Annotated in this window: 22 protein-coding genes; 10 read left to right on the top strand and 12 right to left on the bottom strand. The window is 69.6% G+C overall.

All coding sequences use genetic code 11. From position 1 onward, the window contains the following. Positions 1 to 34: 34 nt before the first annotated feature. Together IE267_RS25510 and IE267_RS25515 are read left to right on the top strand one after the other, a co-directional pair. A complete protein-coding gene (locus tag IE267_RS25510; RefSeq protein WP_189764832.1) occupies positions 35 to 718 on the top strand; it encodes a class I SAM-dependent DNA methyltransferase in 684 nt (227 codons plus the stop codon). 142 nt (positions 719 to 860) lie between these two features. Then, positions 861 to 2,264, top strand: coding sequence for a serine hydrolase domain-containing protein (locus IE267_RS25515; protein WP_189764833.1), 1,404 nt, complete (start codon positions 861 to 863; stop codon positions 2,262 to 2,264). A gap of 111 nt (positions 2,265 to 2,375) precedes the next feature. Here the strand turns inward: IE267_RS25515 and IE267_RS25520 are convergent, their stop codons facing one another. Beyond that, positions 2,376 to 2,828, bottom strand: a complete 453-nt coding sequence (locus IE267_RS25520; protein ID WP_161247792.1) for a GNAT family N-acetyltransferase — start codon at positions 2,826 to 2,828, stop codon at positions 2,376 to 2,378. A 25-nt stretch (positions 2,829 to 2,853) separates the two neighbouring features. Next, complete coding sequence (locus tag IE267_RS25525) at positions 2,854 to 3,312, bottom strand: MarR family winged helix-turn-helix transcriptional regulator (RefSeq protein ID WP_161247794.1); 459 nt, start codon at positions 3,310 to 3,312, stop codon at positions 2,854 to 2,856. Between the two features lie 137 nt (positions 3,313 to 3,449). Between IE267_RS25525 and IE267_RS25530 the strand changes: the two genes are divergently transcribed. Beyond that, the gene (locus tag IE267_RS25530) at positions 3,450 to 4,661 is read left to right on the top strand and encodes an MFS transporter (RefSeq protein WP_189764834.1); all 1,212 of its coding nucleotides are present in this window, start codon (positions 3,450 to 3,452) and stop codon (positions 4,659 to 4,661) included. Between the two features lie 35 nt (positions 4,662 to 4,696). Next, entirely contained in the window at positions 4,697 to 5,128 is a 432-nt protein-coding gene (locus IE267_RS25535) for a GlcG/HbpS family heme-binding protein (protein WP_167158426.1), read from the top strand. Between the two features lie 89 nt (positions 5,129 to 5,217). Here IE267_RS25535 and IE267_RS25540 read toward each other — a convergent pair whose 3' ends face one another. Both IE267_RS25540 and IE267_RS25545 read right to left on the bottom strand, forming a co-directional pair. Next, a complete protein-coding gene (locus IE267_RS25540; protein ID WP_189764835.1) occupies positions 5,218 to 6,072 on the bottom strand; it encodes a GNAT family N-acetyltransferase in 855 nt (284 codons plus the stop codon). A gap of 5 nt (positions 6,073 to 6,077) precedes the next feature. Further along, positions 6,078 to 6,599, bottom strand: a complete 522-nt coding sequence (locus IE267_RS25545; protein ID WP_189764945.1) for a DUF2269 domain-containing protein — start codon at positions 6,597 to 6,599, stop codon at positions 6,078 to 6,080. A 131-nt stretch (positions 6,600 to 6,730) separates the two neighbouring features. Here IE267_RS25545 and IE267_RS25550 point away from each other — a divergent pair, with 131 nt between their 5' ends. Next, on the top strand, positions 6,731 to 7,363 hold the full coding sequence (locus tag IE267_RS25550; RefSeq protein WP_189764836.1) for an HAD family hydrolase: 633 nt from the start codon (positions 6,731 to 6,733) through the stop codon (positions 7,361 to 7,363). A gap of 7 nt (positions 7,364 to 7,370) precedes the next feature. On the opposite strand, the gene IE267_RS25555 is transcribed toward IE267_RS25550, so the two are convergent. The 4 genes from IE267_RS25555 to IE267_RS25570 form a co-directional block, all read right to left on the bottom strand. Beyond that, positions 7,371 to 7,853 (bottom strand): NUDIX domain-containing protein, encoded by a 483-nt coding sequence (locus IE267_RS25555; RefSeq protein WP_189764837.1) that lies wholly within the window; start codon positions 7,851 to 7,853, stop codon positions 7,371 to 7,373. Positions 7,854 to 7,912: 59 nt separating this feature from the next. Beyond that, positions 7,913 to 8,809 carry a LysR family transcriptional regulator gene (locus tag IE267_RS25560; protein WP_161247806.1) on the bottom strand — a complete coding sequence of 299 codons (897 nt, stop codon included), beginning with the start codon at positions 8,807 to 8,809 and terminating at the stop codon, positions 7,913 to 7,915. Positions 8,810 to 8,997: 188 nt separating this feature from the next. Then, positions 8,998 to 10,134 carry a cystathionine gamma-lyase gene (locus tag IE267_RS25565; RefSeq protein WP_189764838.1) on the bottom strand — a complete coding sequence of 379 codons (1,137 nt, stop codon included), beginning with the start codon at positions 10,132 to 10,134 and terminating at the stop codon, positions 8,998 to 9,000. Between the two features lie 41 nt (positions 10,135 to 10,175). Beyond that, positions 10,176 to 10,556, bottom strand: coding sequence for a phage holin family protein (locus IE267_RS25570; protein WP_161247810.1), 381 nt, complete (start codon positions 10,554 to 10,556; stop codon positions 10,176 to 10,178). Between the two features lie 50 nt (positions 10,557 to 10,606). Here IE267_RS25570 and IE267_RS25575 point away from each other — a divergent pair, with 50 nt between their 5' ends. The 4 genes from IE267_RS25575 (at position 10,607) to IE267_RS25590 (ending at position 12,905) form a co-directional block, all read left to right on the top strand. Next, positions 10,607 to 10,924 carry a cupin domain-containing protein gene (locus IE267_RS25575; RefSeq protein ID WP_100575659.1) on the top strand — a complete coding sequence of 106 codons (318 nt, stop codon included), beginning with the start codon at positions 10,607 to 10,609 and terminating at the stop codon, positions 10,922 to 10,924. 138 nt (positions 10,925 to 11,062) lie between these two features. Then, a complete protein-coding gene (locus IE267_RS25580) occupies positions 11,063 to 11,284 on the top strand; it encodes a DUF5326 family protein (protein WP_100575660.1) in 222 nt (73 codons plus the stop codon). Between the two features lie 319 nt (positions 11,285 to 11,603). Further along, positions 11,604 to 12,368: an IclR family transcriptional regulator gene (locus IE267_RS25585; protein WP_189764839.1), complete on the top strand. Its 765-nt coding sequence runs from the start codon at positions 11,604 to 11,606 to the stop codon at positions 12,366 to 12,368. Positions 12,369 to 12,470: 102 nt separating this feature from the next. Continuing rightward, positions 12,471 to 12,905, top strand: a complete 435-nt coding sequence (locus IE267_RS25590; protein ID WP_161247816.1) for an SsgA family sporulation/cell division regulator — start codon at positions 12,471 to 12,473, stop codon at positions 12,903 to 12,905. Positions 12,906 to 12,909: 4 nt separating this feature from the next. Here the strand turns inward: IE267_RS25590 and IE267_RS25595 are convergent, their stop codons facing one another. Further along, positions 12,910 to 14,271, bottom strand: a complete 1,362-nt coding sequence (locus IE267_RS25595; protein ID WP_229861412.1) for a YibE/F family protein — start codon at positions 14,269 to 14,271, stop codon at positions 12,910 to 12,912. Positions 14,272 to 14,469: 198 nt separating this feature from the next. On the opposite strand from IE267_RS25595, the gene thiC reads away from it, so the two are divergent. After that, positions 14,470 to 16,248 (top strand): phosphomethylpyrimidine synthase ThiC, encoded by a 1,779-nt coding sequence (gene thiC, locus IE267_RS25600; protein ID WP_229861413.1) that lies wholly within the window; start codon positions 14,470 to 14,472, stop codon positions 16,246 to 16,248. Positions 16,249 to 16,314: 66 nt separating this feature from the next. On the opposite strand, the gene IE267_RS25605 is transcribed toward thiC, so the two are convergent. The 3 genes from IE267_RS25605 to IE267_RS25615 all read right to left on the bottom strand — a co-directional run bounded on the left by IE267_RS25605 (position 16,315) and on the right by IE267_RS25615 (position 19,884). Further along, entirely contained in the window at positions 16,315 to 17,160 is an 846-nt protein-coding gene (locus IE267_RS25605) for a hypothetical protein (RefSeq protein WP_167158400.1), read from the bottom strand. Positions 17,161 to 17,333: 173 nt separating this feature from the next. After that, the gene (locus IE267_RS25610; RefSeq protein WP_189764840.1) at positions 17,334 to 18,485 is read right to left on the bottom strand and encodes a metallophosphoesterase; all 1,152 of its coding nucleotides are present in this window, start codon (positions 18,483 to 18,485) and stop codon (positions 17,334 to 17,336) included. A gap of 265 nt (positions 18,486 to 18,750) precedes the next feature. Further along, a complete protein-coding gene (locus IE267_RS25615; RefSeq protein WP_161247824.1) occupies positions 18,751 to 19,884 on the bottom strand; it encodes a LacI family DNA-binding transcriptional regulator in 1,134 nt (377 codons plus the stop codon). Between the last annotated feature and the right edge of the window lie 81 nt (positions 19,885 to 19,965).

Genomic DNA, 19,965 nt, shown 5'->3' on the forward strand with positions numbered 1-19,965 from the left:
GGACGTCGTCGGCCGTCAACTACCGTGGCCGCACATGGAGATGGAAGGCTGGCTGGACGACACCCGCACGTCCTACGACACCGTCGCCGTCGGCTATGCGGAGCGGGTGCGCGACCTTCTGAACAAAACGCCCTGTGAGCGCTCGGCCTTGGCTCTGTTTGCCGAACTGGTGCGGGCGGCCGGCGGAGGGCAGGTCGCGGACGTGGGATGCGGTTCCGGAAGGATCGCGGCCCATCTACGGGGGCTCGGCGTGGACGCGTTCGGTATCGACCTGTCGCCGGGGATGATCGAGACGGCCCGGAGTGAGTACCCCGGTCTGCGGTTCGCGGTCGGTTCCATGACGGAACTGGACGTTGCCGAAGCCTCGTTGGCGGGCCTTGTGGCCTGGTACTCGCTGATCCACATCCCGGATCATGCGATGGGGCCCGTCCTCGCCCACTTCCATCGGGCCGTGCGCCCCGGCGGCCTTGTGCTGCTCGCCTTTCACGTGGGGGACGGGTCCCGGCTGAAGACGCGGGGATATGGCGGCCAACCCATGAACGTCCATGTGCATCGGCGTCAGCCCGCACAGGTGGCTGCCTGGCTCGATGACGCCGGCTTTACAGTCGAGGCGCAGACGACACTCAGCTCGGCCGAGAGTCCGCTCGGTGCGATCGTCTCCGCACGTCGACGGCCCGGGATCGCGCGGACGGTAGTCGCACCTTCGAGTTCTGCGTGATCAAATTCCCTCCCCTCGGGCCGAGTTGATCGCTCCGACGCTTCCCTGGCCGGAGCCCTGGGCAGGTCATGGTGGGTCAGAGAGGACGACTCCGGCGAAAAGCGGTCGACTCGGCGCGGCTGCGCGATTAGACACTTGCTCCATGACCTCATCGCATGCGCCCGTATCGCCGGCCCCCTTCGAAGACCTCCTGCCTTCCACAGAGCGTGCTCTCCTGCACCGCATCGCGGTCGCCCAGACCGAAGGGCGGGCGCCCTCACTGGTGGCGGCCGTGGTGCGGGACGGCCGGATGGTCTGGTCCGGTTCGCGTTCCTGCGTCGACGGGCACGGGCCGGACGCCGATGTCCAGTACCGCATCGGCTCCATCACCAAGACCTTCACGGCCGTGCTGGTGCTGAGGCTGCGTGACGAGGGGCTCCTCGACCTCCGGGATCCGTTGGAGAAGTACCTCCCCGGTACCGCGGTGGGCGGCGCCACTATCGCCCAACTGCTCTCCCACACAGCCGGGTTGACCGCCGAGGCGCCAGCGCCCTGGTGGGAACGGACACCTGGTGACCTTCGCCCGGAGCTCGGTGATGTGCTGGGGGACCAGGCGCAACTGCATCCCGTAGGGCTGCTCCATCACTACTCCAATCCGGGTTACGCGGTGCTCGGTGCCCTGGTGGAGGCAGTGCGCGGAGTGCCCTGGAAGGATGCGCTGCGGACGGAGATCCTCGAACCCCTGGGCATGCACCGCACGAGCACGGAGCCGGTACATCCCCATGCAGGCGGCTGGGCCGTCCACCCGTGGGCCGATGTGTTGCTGCCGGAGCCGTCCGAGGACCTCGGACTGATGGCCCCGGCCGGGCAGCTCTGGTCGACTGCCGCGGACCTCAGCCGCTTCGCCGTCTTCCTCACGGCAGGGGACGAGAGAGTGCTGAGCGCCGACTCGGTGGCGGAGATGAGGACCCCTGCCGTGGCGCCGGAGCCGGGTGACTGGGACGCCGGTTACGGCCTCGGTATGCAGCTCACCCGGACCGATGGCCGCGAACTCGTCGGGCACACCGGCTCGTTGCCCGGGTTCGTCGCGACGCTGTGGGTGGGTGTGGCGGACGGCGTGGCCGCCGTCGTGCTCGCCAATGCCACCTCCGGCCTGCTGGTCGGCGCGCTGGCCGCCGATCTCGTACGGATCGTGGCGGAGTCCGAACCGCGCTTCCCGGAGCCCTGGCGCCCCCTTCCCGCGGCGGATAGGGAGCTCCTGGCCCTCACCGGGCCCTGGTACTGGGGCACCCATGCCTTCGGGCTGCGGCTGACCGCCGACGGCGGAGTGGCCCTGGCACCCGTGCGGGGAGGCGGGCGGGCTGCCCGGTTCAAGGCTGCCGCCGACGGCGCCTGGGTCGGCCTCGAGGGCTACTACCGGGGAGAGACCCTCCGCGCGGTGCGTCGTGCGGACGGCTCGGTGAGCCACCTCGATCTCGGGTCGTTCGTGTTCACCCGAGAGCCGTACGGACCTGAAGCGGCCGCGGTGCCGGGCGGCGTGGACCCCGAGGGGTGGCGCGGAATCTGACGTTTCACGTGAAACGGCCGACCAGGCCGCTGTGCAGGCCCTGTTTCACGTGAAACAGGGCCTTGCGCGGGTTTGTCCCGCAACGGGGCCGAAGCGGTTTCCGGAGCAGGCTTACAGCGCCTTCTTGAACCCCACGTGCGAGGCTTCGAACCCGAGCCGCTCATAGAAGCGGTGGGCATCGACGCGGGTGACGTCCGACGTCAGCTGGACCAACTGACAGCCCTGGCGCGCCGATTCGGCGACGGCCCACTCGATGAAGAGGGTGCCGAGCCCACTGCCGCGCTCCGCGCTGTGAATACGCACCCCTTCGATGATCGAGCGGGTCGATCCGCGCCGGGAGAGCCCGGGGACGATGGTGAGCTGGAGGGTGCCGACGACCTCGCCGCCGCGGTCCGCAACCATCACGTGCTGGTTGGGGTCGCCCGCGAGCCGGTCGAAAGCGGCGCGGTAGGGCGTCAGGTCGTCGGGCGACTCGCGCTGGGCGCCCAGCGGATCGTCCGCGAGCATCGCCACGATCGCCGGGAGGTCGTCGGGTGTCGCAGGCCTGATCTCAAGATCACTCATGGCCCGGAGCGTACGCCCAACGGCTTCACGCCGACACGTTCAGAGCCTCGACCGTGCGTACCAGGGGCGCGAGTTGAGGGTTTTCAGCCGCCTCGTCCAAGGCCTCGCGCAGGGCCCGGTCATTGGTGGGCCGGGCGTCGGCGAGCAGGGCGAGACCGGACTCGGTGACATCGGTGTAAATGCCGCGGCGGTCGGTGTCGCAGAGGTACCGGGTGAGCAGGCCGCGGTCCTCCAGGCGGGTCACGAGCCGGGTCGTGGCCGACTGGCTGAGAACCACGGCGTCGGCGACCTGCTTCATCTGGAGGTGCCCGCCCGGCCCGCTGTGCTGGCGGCTGAGTACATCGAGCAGCGAGTACTCGCGCACGCTGAGGTCGTGCCCCGACTGCAGCGCGCGCTCGATGTGAGCATCGATCTTGCCGTGCAGCAGGGAGAGCGCGCACCAGCCCTGGGCGAGGGCGGTGAGTGCGGGATCCGTCGCGGTCATGCGTGTGTCCTCCGTCCGGAGCGGCGTGTCCTCAGGATAGTCCACAGACGCAATAGCCCGCGCTTGCAATTAGTCGGCGTCTGCAATTATTGTGAACGCTCGTAAGGGGCCCACGCAACGTTTTGGAAGGTCATCCCATGCCACTCGCCCTCCTAGCCCTCGCCATCGGGGCGTTCGGTATCGGCACCACAGAATTCGTGATCATGGGGCTGCTCCCCGAGGTTGCCGGCACCTTCGATGTCTCCATTCCCACCGCCGGATACCTGGTCAGTGGCTATGCGGTCGGTGTCATGCTCGGCGCCCCGCTGATGACCGTTCTGGGCACGAAGATCACCCGCAAGCGGATGCTGATGCTGCTGATGGGCTTCTTCATCGCGGGCAACGTGCTCTCCGCGCTGGCGCCCGCCTTCGAGCTGATGCTGGCCGGGCGGATCGTCGCCTCTCTCGCACACGGTGCGTTCTTCGGCATCGGCTCGGTCGTCGCCGCGGATCTGGTCGCCCCCGAGAAGAAGGCCGGGGCCATCGCGATGATGTTCACCGGGCTGACCGTCGCCAATGTGGTGGGCGTGCCGGCCGGCACGCTCATCGGCCAGCAGGTCGGCTGGCGTGCCACGTTCTTCGTCGTCGCATCGCTCGGCGTGCTCGGTCTGCTCGGGGTGGCCAAGCTCGTACCGGACATGCCGAAGGCCGAGGGCGTACGGCTGCGGCACGAGATCGCCGCGTTCCGCAATGTCCAGGTGCTGCTCGCCATGGCGATGACCGTGCTCGGATTCGGCGGAGTCTTCGCAGCGATCACCTACATCACGCCGATGATGACGAACGTCGCCGGCTATGCCGACACCTCCGTCACCTGGCTGCTCGTTCTGTTCGGCCTCGGCATGGTCACCGGAAACCTCATCGGCGGCCGGTTCGCCGACCGGGCGCTGATGCCCATGCTCTACGTGGCGCTGTCCGGGCTGGCCGTGGTCCTGGCGCTGTTCACGGTGGCCGCCCACGACAAGCTCGCTTCCGCCGTCATGGTCTTCCTCATCGGCGCACTGGGCTTCGCGACCGTGCCCCCGCTGCAAAAGCGTGTCCTGGACCAGGCCGCCGGAGCACCCACCCTGGCGTCCGCCGTCAACATCGGCGCCTTCAACCTCGGCAACGCGCTGTCCGCCTGGCTCGGCGGCATCGTCATCGCCGCAGGCCTCGGCTACACCGCCCCCAACTGGGTCGGTGCCGCACTGGCCGCCTCCGCCCTGGTGCTCGCCTTCGTCTCCAGCGCGCTGGAGCGGCGTACGAGCAGCGGCAGCCGCATCGTCGCGGGCACCGTGCACGAGCCGGCCCGGGCCACCGCGTCCCACCACTGAACCAACTGACCAGCATTCTTTAGGAGTTACCCCTCATGAGCACCCCCACCGTCGCCGTAGCCCCGCTCACCACCCAGGATGCGGAAGCCCTCCTCGAAGCGGCCCGCGCCGCCGCCGAGGCGGCCGGGGTCACCGTAGCCGTCACCGTGCTCGACGCGGGCGGCCATCTGCTCGCCTTCCGCCGGGACGACCGGGCCGTACTGATCGCCGGTGAGACCAGCACCCGCAAGGCCTACACCGCCCTTCAGCTGGCCACCCCGACCGCAGACCTGGTGGACGCGGTCCAGCCGGGCGGCCTCTTCCACACCCTGCCGACGGCCCTGGACCGGCCCCTCCTCTTCATCGCCGGCGGTGTGCCCGTCCACCGTGACGGACGGCTGATCGGCGCGATCGGAGTGGGCGGCGGCGCCCCAGAGCAGGACCACGGCTTCGCCACCGCGGCCGTGGAGGCCCTCGTCCGGCGCTGAGCGCACTGACACAGGGAGGCCCGCCCTCAAGTGCCCGCTGGATCGCGGCACATGGGGCGGGCGGTCGCCGTCGAGGGAGCCGCGTGAACCTAGCCCGCTGCCACCGTCAACGGCGCGAAGCGGCGGGTCCAGTCGCCGGGGAGAGCCGGGAGGCCGTAGGTCATCACCGCATTGAAGCCGGCCGACTCGACGCCGGACGCCTTCAACCAGCTCAGCAGCTCCTCGTGGCGTACGTCCACGTCCGTGCGCAGGGGGCGGTCCGTGCCGGCCGCGAGCGAGGCGACCAGAGCCTTCGCGGTCTCCGTGTCCCGGGCGATCAGTGGGCCCACCACATGGGTGTTCATGTTGGGCCAAGCCGCCGCGAAGCCGGTCAGCCCGGCCGCGTTCTCCGCGACCCTCAACTGATCGCAGAAAGCCGGCAGGCGCGTGATCATGTGAGTGCGGTCTTGGCCGAAGACTTCGGTGTCCAGCCGGAGGATCGCCGGCAGGTCGTCCGCGGTCGCGGGGCGGGTGGCCACCGTCGGAGCCGGGCCCGACGGCCGGAAATGACCCCGCACCATCTCGGCCCGGCCGGTCGTCTCGAAGCCCAGCTCCTCGTACAGCGGTCGTCCGCTCGACGTGGCGTGCAGGGTGAGCGGAGTGCCGTCCCACTCCCGCAGCACGTCCGTCATCAGCCGGCGTCCGACGCCCTGCCGGGCGAAGCGCTCGGCGACCAGGACCATCCCGATGGCCGCGAGACCGGGGCCGTACGAGGTGACGACACAGGCGGTGACCAGGCCCTTGCCGTCCGGGGCGTCGATCCCGTAACCCGTTCCCGCCGCGAGCAGCAGCCCCCATTTGTGCTCCTCGCGTGGCCAGCCCCGGTCCTCGGACAGGTCGGCGCAGGCGACGAGGTCTGTGGTGGTCAAACGGCGCAGGGGAAGCTCGGCGAGCGATGACGGCATGAGGCTCAGGTTGTCCGACCCACCGGCGCGGCGTCCACCGTTTTCCGGCTCTCGACACGGTGCTTCCGCCCACGCCGCGTCAGTCCCCAGGGCTTGAGCACCGAGATTGCCGTCATGAAGAAGTAGGCGCTGGAGGACACGATCGGTGCGGCCACCAGACTGGTGTCGGGCACTCCGGCCGCGACCGCGCCATTGATCTCCGGTCGCAGCAGGAAGGCCGACAGGCAGAGCGTGACCAGGGTCAGCCAGAACTTGATCCAGACCCAGCGATGACGAGCGAGTCCCCAGCGGGTGCCCAGCGAGAGCACCACTCCGGTCACCAGTGTCAGCAGGGCGATGGGCAGCACGAGCCAGTCGCCGAAGACCTTCATGGCGCGGTACGCGGCGTCGGTCATGGCGGGCGAGTCCGTTGTGTATGCGGTGATGCCGAGCGCGAGAAGGCCGAGGGTGAGGCCCAGCCAGCTCACCGAGACGGCGACATGGGCCACCAGCCAGCCCTTCCGGACGGTACGCCGCAGATGTTTCACGTGAAACGGCGACCGGATCGTGCGGTCGGATGCGGGGAGAGGTGGATGTTTCACGTGAAACAGCGTGCCGTCGGAAGCCCGCGTCGGACGTCCCACAGGGGGAGTAACCCCGCGTACTAGGCTCGGCGTACATGGCGAGACTTCACCTCTTCGACCTCGACGGCACCCTCATGCGGGGCTCCGCCGCGCCGGTCGAGATTTCGCGGCAGCTCGGGCTCCTTGACGAGATCGGCGAGCTGGAGGTGGCGCTGTCCAGCGGCCGGATCGGGCCGCCGGAGTACGCGGTGCGGGTGCACGCTCTGTGGGCCGGGCTCACCGAGGCGCATGTGACGACCGCTTTCGAGACGGCCCCCTGGATCACAGGCATCCAGGACGTCTGGCGGGAGATTCGTGAAGCGGGCGACTACTGTGCCGTGATCTCGCTGTCCCCGTCCTTCTTCGTGGAACGGCTGCTCGGCTGGGGCGCTCATGCGGCCCACGGCTCGCTCTTCCCGGAGTTGCCCTTCACCCGGCCCGTGGACAAGGAGGGGCTGTTGAGCCCGGCCGCGAAGGTGACCGTCATGCACCGGCTGTGCGCCGAGTTCGGCGTCGACAGCCGGCACTGTGTTGCCTACGGGGACTCGATGTCCGACGTGGACCTCTTCGCGGCCGTCCCCGTGTCGGTCGCGGTGAACGCGGACCACCACCTCGCGGACCGTGCCACCCACACCTACACCGGCGACGACCTCCGGGAGGCCTACGCCCTGGTCCGCTCGGCTCTGTGAGCTGTGGTCAGCCCAGGTCGGGTGCGTGCATGGCCCGCACGCCCTCGATGTTGCCGTCGAGGTAGTGCCGGAGGGACAGCGGCACGAGGTGCACCGAGGCGATCCCGACGCGGGTGAACGGGATGCGGACGATCTCGTACTCGCCGCAGGGCTCCTCGATCTCGGGGCCGTGCCGCAGCGAGAGGTCCATGGAATCGAGGCGGCAGACGAAGAAGTGCTGCACCTTCACGCCGGTCGCGCCGCCGTCGGCACCGATGTGCTCGACGGTGTCGACGAAGCAGGGCACCACATCGGTGATCTTCGCTCCGAGCTCTTCGTCCACTTCGCGGTGGAGGGCCTCGACGACAGTGGCGTCCTCGGGCTCGACCCCGCCACCGGGGGTGACCCAGTACGGGTCCATGCCGGGCTTGGTGCGCTTGATCAGGATCAGGGCGTCACCGTCAAGCAGAACGGCTCGTGCGGTGCGCTTGACCACTGGACGTACGGTCATGGGAGAAATGTGGCCCGAAGGGGCGCCTGCGAAACTCTCCGGGCCTCGTCCACCGCTCTTCAGCTCCAGTCGGCCGCGGCACGCAGCAGCCATTCCTGCGCCCGCGCGATGTGCGGGAGGCCGAGTGTGCCGGTGCGCGCCGCGAGGAAATAGGTGCGCAGCGGCGGCACCGGAGGGTTGAGCAGCGCCACCACCTCGCCTTGTTCCAGGGCCGTCTCGCACAGGTAGCGCGGCAGTACGGCGAGTCCCGCTCCGGCGGTCACCGCGGCGAGAACGGCCCGCAGATCGGGGGCCACGACCGTGCCCGCGGCGGCGGGCTTGGCGTCGAACACCGAGGCCCAGTAGCGCGTGACGAGTGGCAGCGATTCGTGGACCTCCACCACCGGGATGGGCTCCAGGACGTCGGGCCCGCCGTGCCGCACCGCGCCAGGCCCGAGCCGCGCGGCCCAGCGCACCCCGGCGACCAGCACATGCTCCTCGTCGCACAGTGCGGTCGAGGTCAGCAGCCCGCCGCGCGGCCTGGCGGTGGCGATGGCGAGATCGTGGTGGCCGGCAGCCAGGCCTTCGAGGGTCTCCTCGGCGTTCCCGAAGGACGCCCGCAACGCGAGGCCCTGGGGGATGAGCCGGGTGAGTGCGGGCAGGGCGCGCAATGCGGTGAACTCCGGCGGTCCGGCCAGATGCAGGGTTCGCAGGGCCGGTGCCTCGCCGAGGCCGGACTCGGTGATCTCGACCAGCGCGTCCAGATGCGGCGCGGCCCGCTGGGCCAGCTCGTCGCCCATGGTCGTCGGGGTCACCCCGCGCGCCTGGCGTAGAAAGAGCGGATGGCCCAACTGCCGCTCCAGGGTGCGTATCTGGCCCGTCACCGCGGGCTGCGAAAGCCCGAGCAACGCAGCGGCCCGGGTGAACGAGCCCGCTCGGTGCACGGTGACGAACGTACGCAGCAGGGCAAGGTCCATGGTGCCCTCCCGTCCCGAACTGCTTCACGACGTCCCCGGCCGGACACAACTATAAATATGTCGATAGGTCTCTGTCGCTACCGTGATTGGACACTGACGCAGAGTCAACTAGCCTTGTGCGGGCGGTTCCCGGACGCGGGAACCGGGGGCGGTCCGAGCCATGAGGGGGGAGGCTCGGACCGTCCGTCCTACGTACGGGGTCCGGCCGTCGAGCCTGCCCCATCCAAGGCGCGTTCCACGTCCGCGATCAGGTCGGGGGCGTCCTCGGCGCCGACCGAGAAGCGGATGAAGCCCTCCGACACCGCGTCGCCGCCCCAGCGGCCGCGGCGCTCCGCGGTGGAGCGGACGCTGCCGAAGCTGGTGGCGTCGTCGACCAGACGCAGCGCCTCCAGGAACCGCTCGGCGAAGCCCCGGTCGGGCAGGTCGAAGGAGACCACGCAGCCGAAACGCCGCATCTGCGCCGAGGCCTGCCGGTGGGACGGGTCGGAGGGAAGCCCCGGATAGCGCAGGCCGGTCACCTCCTCCCGCTTGGCCAGCACCTCGGCGAGGGCCAGGGCGTTCGCGGCCTGCCGGTCGGCGCGCAGGTGCAGCGTCGCGAGGGAGCGATGGGCGAGCCAGGCCTCCATCGGGCCCGGAATGGCGCCCACGACCTTGCGCCACTTGCGTACCCGTGCGGCGAGGCCGGCGTCGCGGCACACCACATAGCCGAGCAGGAGATCGCCGTGGCCGGTCAGGCCCTTGGTGCCGCTGGCCACCGCGAAGTCCGCGCCGAGTTCGAGCGGACGCTGCCCGAGAGGCGTGGCCAGGGTGTTGTCGACCGCCACCAGGGCGCCCGCGTCATGTGCGGCCCGTGCCAAGCGGGCCACGTCGCACACATCGAGACCCGGGTTGGACGGGGTCTCGATCCACAACAGCTTCGCGCCGTCCAGGTGGGCGATCTGTGCGTCGCCGGCGGTGGGCGCGGTGCGCACCTCGATGCCGTACGCCTCCAACTGCTCGCGGATCAGCGGCAGGGCCTGGTAACCGTCGTCCGGCAGCACCACCGTGTCGCCGGAGCGCGCGTGGGAGAGCAGCACAGCCGAGATGGCCGCCATTCCGGACGCGAAGACGATCGCTTCGGCTCTCTCGTCCGGGGACTCCAGCTCGGCTATCGCCCGCTCCAGATGCGTCCACGTGGGGTTGGTGTCACGGCCGTAGGTGTACGGCCCGTCCGCCTCGCCCGGCAGGTGGAAGTGGGCGGCGAACACCGGCCCGGGCAGGGTGGGTTCATAGGCCACCGGCTCGGGGAGCCCCGCGCGTACGGATCGGGTGCCGTCACCTGTCATGCCGCACGCTCCATTTCATGGCAGTAGGGGGTGGCCAAGACTCAGTCCTTGTCGTCGGGCAGAACGATGTGCATCGCCCAGGACACGATCGAGATGATCAGGGCGCCGAGCACGGCGGTCCAGAACCCCTCGACGTGGAAGCTCAGGTCGAGCTTGTCGGCGAGCCAGGAGGTCAGCAGCAGCATCAACGCGTTGATCACCAGCGTGATCAGCCCGAGCGTGAGGATGAAGAGGGGGAACGACAGCAGCTTGACCACGGGCTTCACGACGAAATTCACCACGCCGAAGACCAGCGCGACCAGAATCAGCGTCAGTGCCTTCTTGCCGGTGTTGTCACCGGTCAGGGTGATGTCCTTCACCAGCCAGATGGCCACTGCCAGGGCGGCCGCATTGGCGATCGTCTTGACTACGAAATTCTTCATGGGTCTGATCGTGGCAGACGTGATCGGCACGAGCGCAGGGGCAGACGGCGATGAAAGACTTCCGACTCGACGAGCTGGAGGCGGAACGGGCCGCCAACGACGGTGCGTATCTGCAGTTCCTGCGGGAGCGCACCATGTCGGCGGGGCTGTACGCGCTCGATGCGGGCGCACACGACCCTCAGTCCCCGCACGCCCAGGACGAGATCTACTTCGTGGTCAGCGGCCGGGCCTCCATCACCGTGGGCCTGGAGACGACGCAGGTCGCGCGGGGCAGCGTGGTCTATGTGCCGGCCGGAGTGGCGCACAAGTTCCACCACATCACCGAGGACCTGAGGGTTCTGGTCGTGTTCTCTCCCCCTGAGAGCTGAGGGTCGTCCCCGATTCTCCCTAGGGGTTCGATCAGGGGTGTTCAAGGGCTGCGAGCGCCCCGCGCGGCACCCCCTCGCGCCTAGCATCAGGAGTGTCGAAAGCACACGACCGGTGAACTGACGAAAGAGGTAGGGACGATGGCGGCACGGGAGATATTCGCGGGGATGCCCTGGTGGGTGAAGTGGGTCGCCGTGCCCGTCATCGCCCTGGTGGTGTTCGGCGGTCTGATCGCGAGCGTGGTGGGCTTCCTGTTCGGGCTGCTCTTCAAGCTCCTGGTCTTCGTGGCCCTGGTCGGCGGTCTGATCTACGTGGTGCGGAGGTTCATGTCCTCCTCGTCGTCCTCGCGCGGCGACTGGTAGCCGGCCCCGGGCGGAACAAGACCTTCCGCCCGGAGCCCGGGACGGCCCCGCCGCTACCGGACCGGCGCGCACGCCGCGCCCAGGACGTACGGGGATTAGCCCGGCCGGGGGAACGAACCTGGTGAAACCCCCTTCCCGTCAGGATCGGCCAATAGAGTGGCTGGTCTCTGCCGCCCCCTGGGAACCACGGGCCCCGATCGATCCCGAGCTCCGGTTCGACCGGCCCGTGCCGGCTCTCCGGGCGTGCGGCGGGCGCGCGGGGGTGGCCCCCGCGGGCGGGCGCGTTGCCCGTCGGCACGCCTGGGGGTGACCTGTGGCCATGGCTTCGAACGCCGCCGTCCCTACCCTGATCGGCTCGGTCCAGCGGGCCCTGCGCCTGCTGGAGGCAGTCGGGTCCCACCGGGACGGCGCCCCCGCCAAACAGCTGGCGCGCGAGGCCGGACTGCCGCTGCCGACCGCGTACCACCTGCTGCGGACCCTGACCCACGAGGGCTATCTGCGGCGCGAACAGGGGGTGTTCGTGTTCGGGCCCGCGGCCGAGCGGCTGGCCGACGGCGGAGCACTGCAGAATCGTCGCATCAAGATCGCCGACTCCCTGGTGCGCTGGCGGGACTCCATCGGGGTGCCCGTCTACTTCGCCCTCTACCGCGAGGGCGAGATCGAGATCGCCGGGGTGGCCGACACCCCCGCGGCGCCCGCCGTCGAGGAGTGGGCGGACTTCCGCGAGACCGGGCACGCCCACGCGATCGGCCAGTGTCTGCTCAGCCAGCTCGACGAACGCACCCGCGAGGACTACCTGGACCGGCATCCGGTCGAGGCCATCACGCCCTTCACCGTGCGGGACCGCCACACCCTTTCGGAGCGGTTGGCGGCTACGGAGCGTATGCAACCCGTGGTCGAACGGCAGGAGTACGCGCTGGGCACGGTCTGCGCCGCGATCCCGATCACGGCCGGTTCCAGTGCCGCCACGATTGCCATTTCCGTACCCCTTCACCAGGAAGAACGTCTGCTTCCCGCCATTGAGCAGCTACGTGGCGAAGTGGGGGGTCTCTTCCGCTCCCTGGCCTTCTCTATCAGTATCTGAAATATCACTCCTTGTGATCTGTTTGGGCTTACAGCACGATTGCGTCAAGAGGGCCATGCGGGATCATTCCTGGCCAGTTTCGGCTAGAGCGGGGTACGTGCGGTGCGTGAATCGGTTCAGGCAGAAGTGATGATGGGCTTCCTCGTCTCCGAGGAGCTTTCCTTCAAGATCCCCGTGGAGCTGAAGTACGAGGCGGCGGACCCCTATGCGGTGCGCATGACCTTCCACCTCCCGGGCGACGCGCCCGTGACCTGGGCGTTCGGCCGCGAGTTGCTGCTCGACGGCATCAACGGGGCGACCGGGGACGGCGATGTGAGAATCGAGCCCACCGAGCCCGGGGAGCTCTCGGACGTCCACATCCGGCTCCAAGTGGGCGCCGACACCGCCCTCTTCCGGGCCGGCGCGGCGCCGCTCGTCGCCTTCCTGGACCGCACCGACAAGCTCGTACCGCTGGGGCAGGAGTGGACCCTCGGGGAGTTCGACGAGCACTTGGAGGACGCGCTCGGGCGCATTCTCGCCGAGGAGAACGCCGGCTGATCCGTTACTTCTTGCGGCGGTGACCGCCTCCGCCGCGCCCTGCTCCTACGCGCGGCGCCCCCACGCGGGGCGCCGCGGCGCCCGCTGCTCCCGGTCGGTCGGCGGAGACCACCAGGGCGGCGAGCGCGGTCGTCAGCGGCACCGAGGCGACCAGGCCGATCGAGCCGACCAGGGTGCGGACGATCTCCTCGGCGACCAGCTCGCTGTTGGCCACCGTGCCCACGCTGCTCTGCGCGATCGAGAACAGCAGCAACAGCGGCAGCGCGGCGCCCGCGTACGCGAGCACCAGGGTGTTGACCACCGATGCGATGTGGTCGCGGCCGATCCGGATGCCCGCCCGGTACAGGCCGCGCGGGCCCATGGTCGGGTTCGCCTCGTGCAGCTCCCACACCGCCGATGTCTGGGTGACCGTCACGTCGTCGAGTACGCCGAGCGATCCGATGATGACGCCCGCGAGCAGCAGGCCGGACATGTCGATGTTGGGATAGAGGCCGTGGATCAGACCCGTGTTGTCGTCGGTGTTGCCGGTGAGTGAGGCCCAGCCGATGAAGAGCGAGCCGAGCAGCCCGATCAGCATCAGTGAGACGAGGGTGCCGAGGACGGCGACGGAGGTCCGGGCGGACAGACCGTGGCACATGTAGAGCGCGATCAGCATGATGGCGCTCGCCCCGACCACCGCTACAAGGAGCGGGTTGGAACCCTGCAACACCGCCGGAAGGATGAACAGCGTCAGCACGGCGAAGGAGACCACCAGAGCGACCAGCGCCATCACTCCGCGCAGCCGGCCGACGGCCACCACCGCGAGTGCGAAGATCCCGGCGAGCAGCGCCATCGGGAATCGGCGGTTCACATCGGTCACCGAATACTGCAGGTCATGGGGTGCGTCGGGGGCGTACGCGACGATCACGCCCTGGCCCGTGCGCAGCTGGCGGGGCGAGTCGGGCTGGACGATCTCGGTGAAGGTGCGGCCCTTCTCCTTGCCCGAGGTGACCTCGACGGTGGCCTTCTTGCACACCCGCTGTTCGGTGCTCCTGGCCTGCTGGCTCTCGGCGGTGGAGGTGTCACCGTTCGACGGGGCCTGACCGGCGTTGGCCGAATTGCAGTCGACTTCGTCGACCTTGACGACCTTGGCCTGCTGGGTCTGGCGGTCGAAGCCGACGCCGGTGCGCTGGTGCGGTGGAGCCCCGCCCGGCCAGAGCACCACGAGACCCACAAGTACCGCCGTGGAGAAGGGAATCAGCACGGCGGCGATCACCTTGCGGAGGTGCTTGGAGACGGGGGCGGCGGGCCCGTGCGCGTGGGAGTGGCCGTGCCCGTGGCCGTGTCCGCCGTGCTGGTGCGGAGGGTGCGGTTCTGGTGAGGTCACCGCCCGATCATCGCAAGAACACAGGGGGCCCTCTGTTCAGCGCGCCAGTGATGGCGTTAGCGTGGTGACACCTTTGCACACGCGGGAGCTCGGAGCACCGGGCTGAGAGGGCGCTGAAAACCGTACGAACGGTACGGAAGAGGCTGCGCCGACCGCCGAACCTGTTACCGGGTAATGCCGGCGTAGGGAGTAGGTCTCATGACCATTCAGGACGCACGCACGCCTGCCTCCAGCACTGAGGAGAGCGGGAAGTCCATCGGCTGGCACAAGGGGTACGTGGCGGGATCGCGCCCCGACCTCAAGGTGCCGGTCCGTCAGGTGCACCTCACCAACGGCAAGGCCGTGACGCTGTACGACACCTCGGGCCCGTACACCGACCCGAGCGTCGAGACCGACGTCCGCCGGGGCCTCGCTCCGCTCCGTGAGAACTGGATCATCGGGCGCGGCGACACCGAGGAGTACGCGGGCCGCCCGGTCCGCCCCGAGGACGACGGCATCAAGCACACCTCGCCGCGCGGCGGGCTCAAGAACCTCGACGCGGTCTTCCCCGGCCGCCCGCGCCAGCCCCGCCGGGGCCGTGGCGGCCAGGCCGTCACCCAGCTCGCGTACGCCCGCCGCGGCGAGATCACCCCGGAGATGGAGTACGTCGCGATCCGCGAGAACGTCTCCCCCGAGGTCGTCCGCGAGGAGATCGCGGCAGGCCGTGCCGTACTGCCGGCCAACATCAACCACCCCGAGATCGAGCCGATGATCATCGGCAAGCGGTTCCTGGTGAAGGTCAATGCCAACATCGGGAACTCCGCCGTCACCTCCTCCATTGAGGAAGAGGTCGACAAGATGACGTGGGCCACGCAATGGGGCGCGGACACGGTCATGGACCTCTCCACGGGCCGCAACATCCACACCACCCGCGAGTGGGTGCTGCGCAACTCCCCCGTCCCCATCGGCACGGTTCCGCTCTACCAGGCGCTGGAGAAGGTCGACGGCCGCGCCGAGGAACTGACCTGGGACATCTACAAGGACACGGTCATCGAGCAGGCCGAGCAGGGCGTCGACTACATGACGGTCCACGCCGGCGTGCTGCTGCGCTATGTGCCGCTGACCGCCCGCCGCAAGACCGGCATCGTCTCGCGCGGCGGTTCGATCATGGCGGCCTGGTGCCTGGCGCACCACAAGGAATCGTTCCTGTACGAGAACTTCGAGGAGCTCTGCGAGATCCTCGCGGCCTACGACGTGACGTACTCGCTCGGCGACGGTCTGCGTCCCGGCTCCATCGCGGATGCCAATGACGAGGCGCAGTTCGCGGAGTTGCGCACGCTCGGGGAACTCAACACGATCGCCAAGCGTCACAACGTACAGACGATGATCGAGGGCCCGGGACACGTCCCGATGCACAAGATCAAGGAAAACATCGACCTCCAGCAGGAGATCTGCGAAGAGGCCCCGTTCTACACCCTGGGGCCCCTGACCACCGATGTGGCGCCCGCCTACGACCACATCACCTCCGGTATCGGTGCGGCGATGATCGCCTGGTGGGGTACCGCGATGCTCTGCTACGTCACGCCCAAGGAGCACCTCGGCCTGCCCAACCGTGACGACGTGAAGACCGGCGTCATCACGTACAAGATCGCCGCCCATGCGGCGGACCTGGCCAAGGGGCACCCGGGCGCGCAGGAGTGGGACGACGCGCTCTCGGACGCCCGGTTCGAGTTCCGCTGGGAGGACCAGTTCAACCTGGCCCTCGACCCGGACACCGCCCGGGAGTTCCACGACGAGACGCTGCCCGCGGAGCCGGCCAAGACCGCGCACTTCTGCTCGATGTGCGGTCCGAAGTTCTGCTCGATGAAGATCTCCCAGGACATCCGGCGCGAGCACGGCGGCGATCTGAAGTCCGACGAGATCGAGGCCGGAATGGCGGAGAAGTCCAAGGAGTTCGCAGACGCGGGCAACCGGGTCTACCTGCCGATCGCCGACTGAGCCGATGCGGTCCTCGCGCTGCCCCGGGAGCCGACCGCTCCCGGGTGCGGTGCGGCACCCGTCGGTTCAGTCCGGCCGGTGCTCGGGTCCGCCGAAGTCGGGACTGGTGAAGTCCGGGCTGGTGAACCCCGCGTGGCGGGTGGGGGAGCTGCCCTCGTCGGGGCTGTCGAAGCCCGGGCGGTCGTAGCCGAGGGTGGGGATGCGGCCGATCGGGCGGCGCGGCGCGGGGGCGCCGGGGTCGACGCTCGGGTCGGCGAGCGCGTCGCGCAGGAAGGGGTAGATACCGCGCTCCAACAGGGCGTGGCGCCACGCCTCACGGGCGCGGGCGATCTCCTGCGTGCGCTCGTCGGGGGCGTCCGCCTCGCTGTCCTGGTCGATGGCGACGACCTGGGTCGCGCCGTTGCGCACCGCGGTGATCAGCAGCCCGATGGCGGCGGCGAGTATCGCGGCGGCCGTCAGCGCGCCGAAGAACCAGCCCGCCGTCACCATGGTGTCGGCGAAGGCGGGTTGGGGCTTGAGCATTTTCAGTAGGTAGCCGACCAGCAGGAATATCGCGGCCGCGGTGCCCGCGAGCACCGGGGCCAGGACCGCGACGACGGCCCCCGCGCCCGCGCCTGCCGGCTCCAGGACGGTGGCCTCCGCAGCCGTCAGGACGGAGTCCCGCGCGGTGGACCCGGAGTGCGCGCGCAGCTCCTCGCGCGCTCTGACGTAGTGCTCGTACTCGGCGCCCGCCCGCTCGGTGACGAACGTACCGGCGGCGAGCACCATGGTGCGCAGCTGCACGGGGTTCAGGCGGTCGCCGATACCGGACAGCTCGGGCCGTTCATGCGCGGTGCGCAGTGCCTCGTCGAGAATCCGCTCGAACTCCGGGCGGTCCTCGCTGAGCAGGTGCGGAGCGCTGTTCATGTGCATCCCCCGATGCTCCGTAGGGCCGGGATGCCCGCCTGTGGAACGGGCAGTTGGGCGGAAACGGAGGAGAGCCTGCTACGGATAACCCGATGGTAGAGCCGCTACGGCACGGGGTGACAGGGTGTTTCCGGAAATGGCATACCCGGCGCTTTGCCGAAGGCCTTCCCGGTCAACCGTCAGTCATGCAGAGGCAGTTGCTGGACCAGCAGCTTTCCGGCCATGGTCACGCCGCCGTCCATGGCGATGGCAAGACCGTCGGCGTACACGTGGGGGCCCTCGACCACCGGGCGCGAGTCCTCCTCGCCGTCCTCGGTGCCCACCTCTCCGAGGAGATACGGAATGGGGCTGTGGCCGTGCACCACGCGCTGCCCGCCGTACGCCGAGAGCAGCTCGCGGGCGGCCTGCGGACCCGATTCGTCGCGGAAGGCGAAGCGCTTGGTGAACTTGCGGAACAGGTCCCAGCACTCGTCGGCGTCGCCCCGGTTGAGGATGGCGTGGACGGTGTCGTTGACCGCCTCGATGGAGTCGCCGTACTCCAGATAGGCGGTCGTGTCGGAGTGCATCAGGAGGTGGTCGTCCTCCTGCTCGATCGCGTCGAGCCGGGACATCCACTGCAGATGGACGTCCTGCAGCCGGTCCATGTCGGCCTTCTGGCCGCCGTTGAGCAGCCAGGCGGCCTGGAAGGTGGCGGTGCCCGCGCCCGAGTTCACCGGGGTGTCGGCGAACCGCTTGGCGCCGATGAGCAGCAGCTCGTGGTTGCCCATGAGGGCCTTGCAGTAGCCGCCCGCGGCCGCGGCCTCGGCGGAGAGCCGCATGACGAGGTCGATGACGCCGATGCCGTCGGGGCCTCTGTCGGTGAAGTCGCCGAGGAACCACAGGCGAGCGGTGCCCGCGGCCCAGTTGCCGGACTCGTCGATGAGGCCCTGGGCCCGCAGCGCGCCCAGGAGTTCGTCGAGGTAGCCGTGGACGTCGCCCACGACGTACAGCGGGCCGGGGCCCTCGGGGATCTCGGCGGCGACGGGCTCGACCGTCGGCAGCTTGACCGTGTCGCCGCGCTGGATCACCGGGAGATCGCGTTCCGTCGGCGTGTAGCCGTCCGGCTCATCACCCGAATAGGTGGCCGCGCCGGGTGCCGGAGGAGGCGTGAGCGGCGCGGGCGCCTCGGGGTGGCCGGAGGGCGGCTGCTGCTGGAAGAGCGGCACCGCGGGCTCCGGCCGTCCGACCGGTTCCTCCGGCGGTGGCACGGGGGTCTGTTGCGCATACGGCGGCACCCGGAAGTCACGCAACGTCTCCGTCCGCACGGGTCCCTGACCGGCCCCCTGAGTCATCGACCCCTCCACCACCGTCGCGCCGCCGTACACCCTGGGAGCCGCCAGGTCGGGCGGGGATCCGTGGTGTCGTGCGCCCATCATAGGAATGCGCCTCATGCTGTGTGACGCACCAGGGGTGGTCAATCCGGGTGCGAGCGGTGTTCGCGGGTGGTTATGTCCCCAATGTGGTGGTCTAGTCCAAGCCGAACCCTGTCTTGGTCCCTGCTATTGGGACAGGGCTGTGTCCGATGCCGGACGGCTGGGGCCGCCGTCCGGCCGGAGTTCACTCCTTGCCCGGGCCCGGCTGATTGTCCTTGGCCGGGGATCGGGGCGGGCTGACCGTGGTGCGCGGAGGCCGTCGCTGGGAGGACGTGCGCACGATCAGTTCGGTCGGTATCACCTGCTCGATCGGATGGCCGTTGTCGATCCCTTCGATCGCGTCGATGAGCAACTGGACGACGGCCGTGCCGATGCGCCGCGGTTTGAGCGAGAGCGTGGTGATGGGCGGTTCGGTGGTGGCGTACACGGTGGACTCGCTGCAGCACACGAGGAGCAGGTCCTCGGGCACGCGCAGTCCGTAGCGCCGGGCGGCCGCGAGCAGATCGGTGCCGTTGGGGTCGAAGAGTCCGTAGACGGCGTCGGGCCGGTCCGGGCGGGCGAGCAGCCGGTCGGCCGCGACGGCGCCCGCGCAGGGGTCATGCGCCGGATAGGACTCGTACACCGGGTCCTGGCCGACGCGTTCGCACCAGCTCAGATAGGCCTCGGTGGAGAGCCGGGTGTAGGTGTCGGTGGTGGTTCCGGTGAGCAGGCCGATCCGGCGGGCGCCGGCCGCGGCGAGATGGTCGAGCAGGTCGAGTACGGCGGCCTCATGGTCGTTGTCGACCCACGCCGTGACGGGCAGGCTGCCCGCGGGGCGGCCGTCGGAGACGACCGGAAGTCCCTGGCGTACGAGTTCGGTGACAACGGGGTCCTGGTCGGAGGGGTCGATGACGACGGTGCCGTCGAGGGCGACGTTCGACCAGACGTCCGCGGGGCTGCGGCGTGAGGTGGCGGGCAGGATGACGAGGGCGTAGCCGCGTGCGAGGGCGGCGGAGGTCGCCGCTCTCGCCATCTCGGCGAAGTAGGCGAATTCGGTGAAGGTGAAAGGTTCATCCCCGTAGGTCGTCACGGTCAGGCCGATGAGGCCCGACTTGCCGGTACGGAGCGTGCGGGCCGCTGCGGATGGGCGGTAGCCCAGCCGGTCTGCGACCTCGCGGACGTGGCGGCGGGTGGCGTCGGGGAGCCGGCCCTTGCCGTTGAGCGCGTCGGAGACGGTCGTGATGGAGACACCGGCGGCGGCGGCTACGTCCCGAATACCTGCCCGCCCCAGCCGGCGACCGGTCGACCGGCTCACCTGGTGCTTCCCTGCTGCTGTCATGGCGAGCCGATAGTAGGGGGATGACGGATGGTTGGCCCGGGTGCATATGCACGCGTTGACAGGCACGTTTCTGCATGATCA

The organism is Streptomyces xanthochromogenes, assembly GCF_014650455.1.
In the GTDB taxonomy this organism is placed as follows: Bacteria; Actinomycetota; Actinomycetes; order Streptomycetales; family Streptomycetaceae; genus Streptomyces; species Streptomyces xanthochromogenes.

Excerpts from the sequence above, each read along its gene's own strand:
- IE267_RS25605 (WP_167158400.1), bottom strand. The coding sequence starts at position 17,160 with ATGCACATGAACAGCGCTCCGCACCTGCTCAGCGAGGACCGCCCGGAG.
- IE267_RS25610 (WP_189764840.1), bottom strand. The coding sequence starts at position 18,485 with ATGACTCAGGGGGCCGGTCAGGGACCCGTGCGGACGGAGACGTTGCGT.
- IE267_RS25580 (WP_100575660.1), top strand. The coding sequence starts at position 11,063 with ATGGCGGCACGGGAGATATTCGCGGGGATGCCCTGGTGGGTGAAGTGG.
- IE267_RS25530 (WP_189764834.1), top strand. The coding sequence starts at position 3,450 with ATGCCACTCGCCCTCCTAGCCCTCGCCATCGGGGCGTTCGGTATCGGC.
- thiC (WP_229861413.1), top strand. The coding sequence starts at position 14,470 with ATGACCATTCAGGACGCACGCACGCCTGCCTCCAGCACTGAGGAGAGC.
- IE267_RS25540 (WP_189764835.1), bottom strand. The coding sequence starts at position 6,072 with ATGCCGTCATCGCTCGCCGAGCTTCCCCTGCGCCGTTTGACCACCACA.
- IE267_RS25550 (WP_189764836.1), top strand. The coding sequence starts at position 6,731 with ATGGCGAGACTTCACCTCTTCGACCTCGACGGCACCCTCATGCGGGGC.
- IE267_RS25575 (WP_100575659.1), top strand. The coding sequence starts at position 10,607 with ATGAAAGACTTCCGACTCGACGAGCTGGAGGCGGAACGGGCCGCCAAC.
- IE267_RS25555 (WP_189764837.1), bottom strand. The coding sequence starts at position 7,853 with ATGACCGTACGTCCAGTGGTCAAGCGCACCGCACGAGCCGTTCTGCTT.
- IE267_RS25525 (WP_161247794.1), bottom strand. The coding sequence starts at position 3,312 with ATGACCGCGACGGATCCCGCACTCACCGCCCTCGCCCAGGGCTGGTGC.
- IE267_RS25560 (WP_161247806.1), bottom strand. The coding sequence starts at position 8,809 with ATGGACCTTGCCCTGCTGCGTACGTTCGTCACCGTGCACCGAGCGGGC.
- IE267_RS25585 (WP_189764839.1), top strand. The coding sequence starts at position 11,604 with ATGGCTTCGAACGCCGCCGTCCCTACCCTGATCGGCTCGGTCCAGCGG.
- IE267_RS25520 (WP_161247792.1), bottom strand. The coding sequence starts at position 2,828 with ATGAGTGATCTTGAGATCAGGCCTGCGACACCCGACGACCTCCCGGCG.
- IE267_RS25535 (WP_167158426.1), top strand. The coding sequence starts at position 4,697 with ATGAGCACCCCCACCGTCGCCGTAGCCCCGCTCACCACCCAGGATGCG.
- IE267_RS25615 (WP_161247824.1), bottom strand. The coding sequence starts at position 19,884 with ATGACAGCAGCAGGGAAGCACCAGGTGAGCCGGTCGACCGGTCGCCGG.
- IE267_RS25565 (WP_189764838.1), bottom strand. The coding sequence starts at position 10,134 with ATGACAGGTGACGGCACCCGATCCGTACGCGCGGGGCTCCCCGAGCCG.
- IE267_RS25515 (WP_189764833.1), top strand. The coding sequence starts at position 861 with ATGACCTCATCGCATGCGCCCGTATCGCCGGCCCCCTTCGAAGACCTC.
- IE267_RS25510 (WP_189764832.1), top strand. The coding sequence starts at position 35 with ATGGAGATGGAAGGCTGGCTGGACGACACCCGCACGTCCTACGACACC.
- IE267_RS25570 (WP_161247810.1), bottom strand. The coding sequence starts at position 10,556 with ATGAAGAATTTCGTAGTCAAGACGATCGCCAATGCGGCCGCCCTGGCA.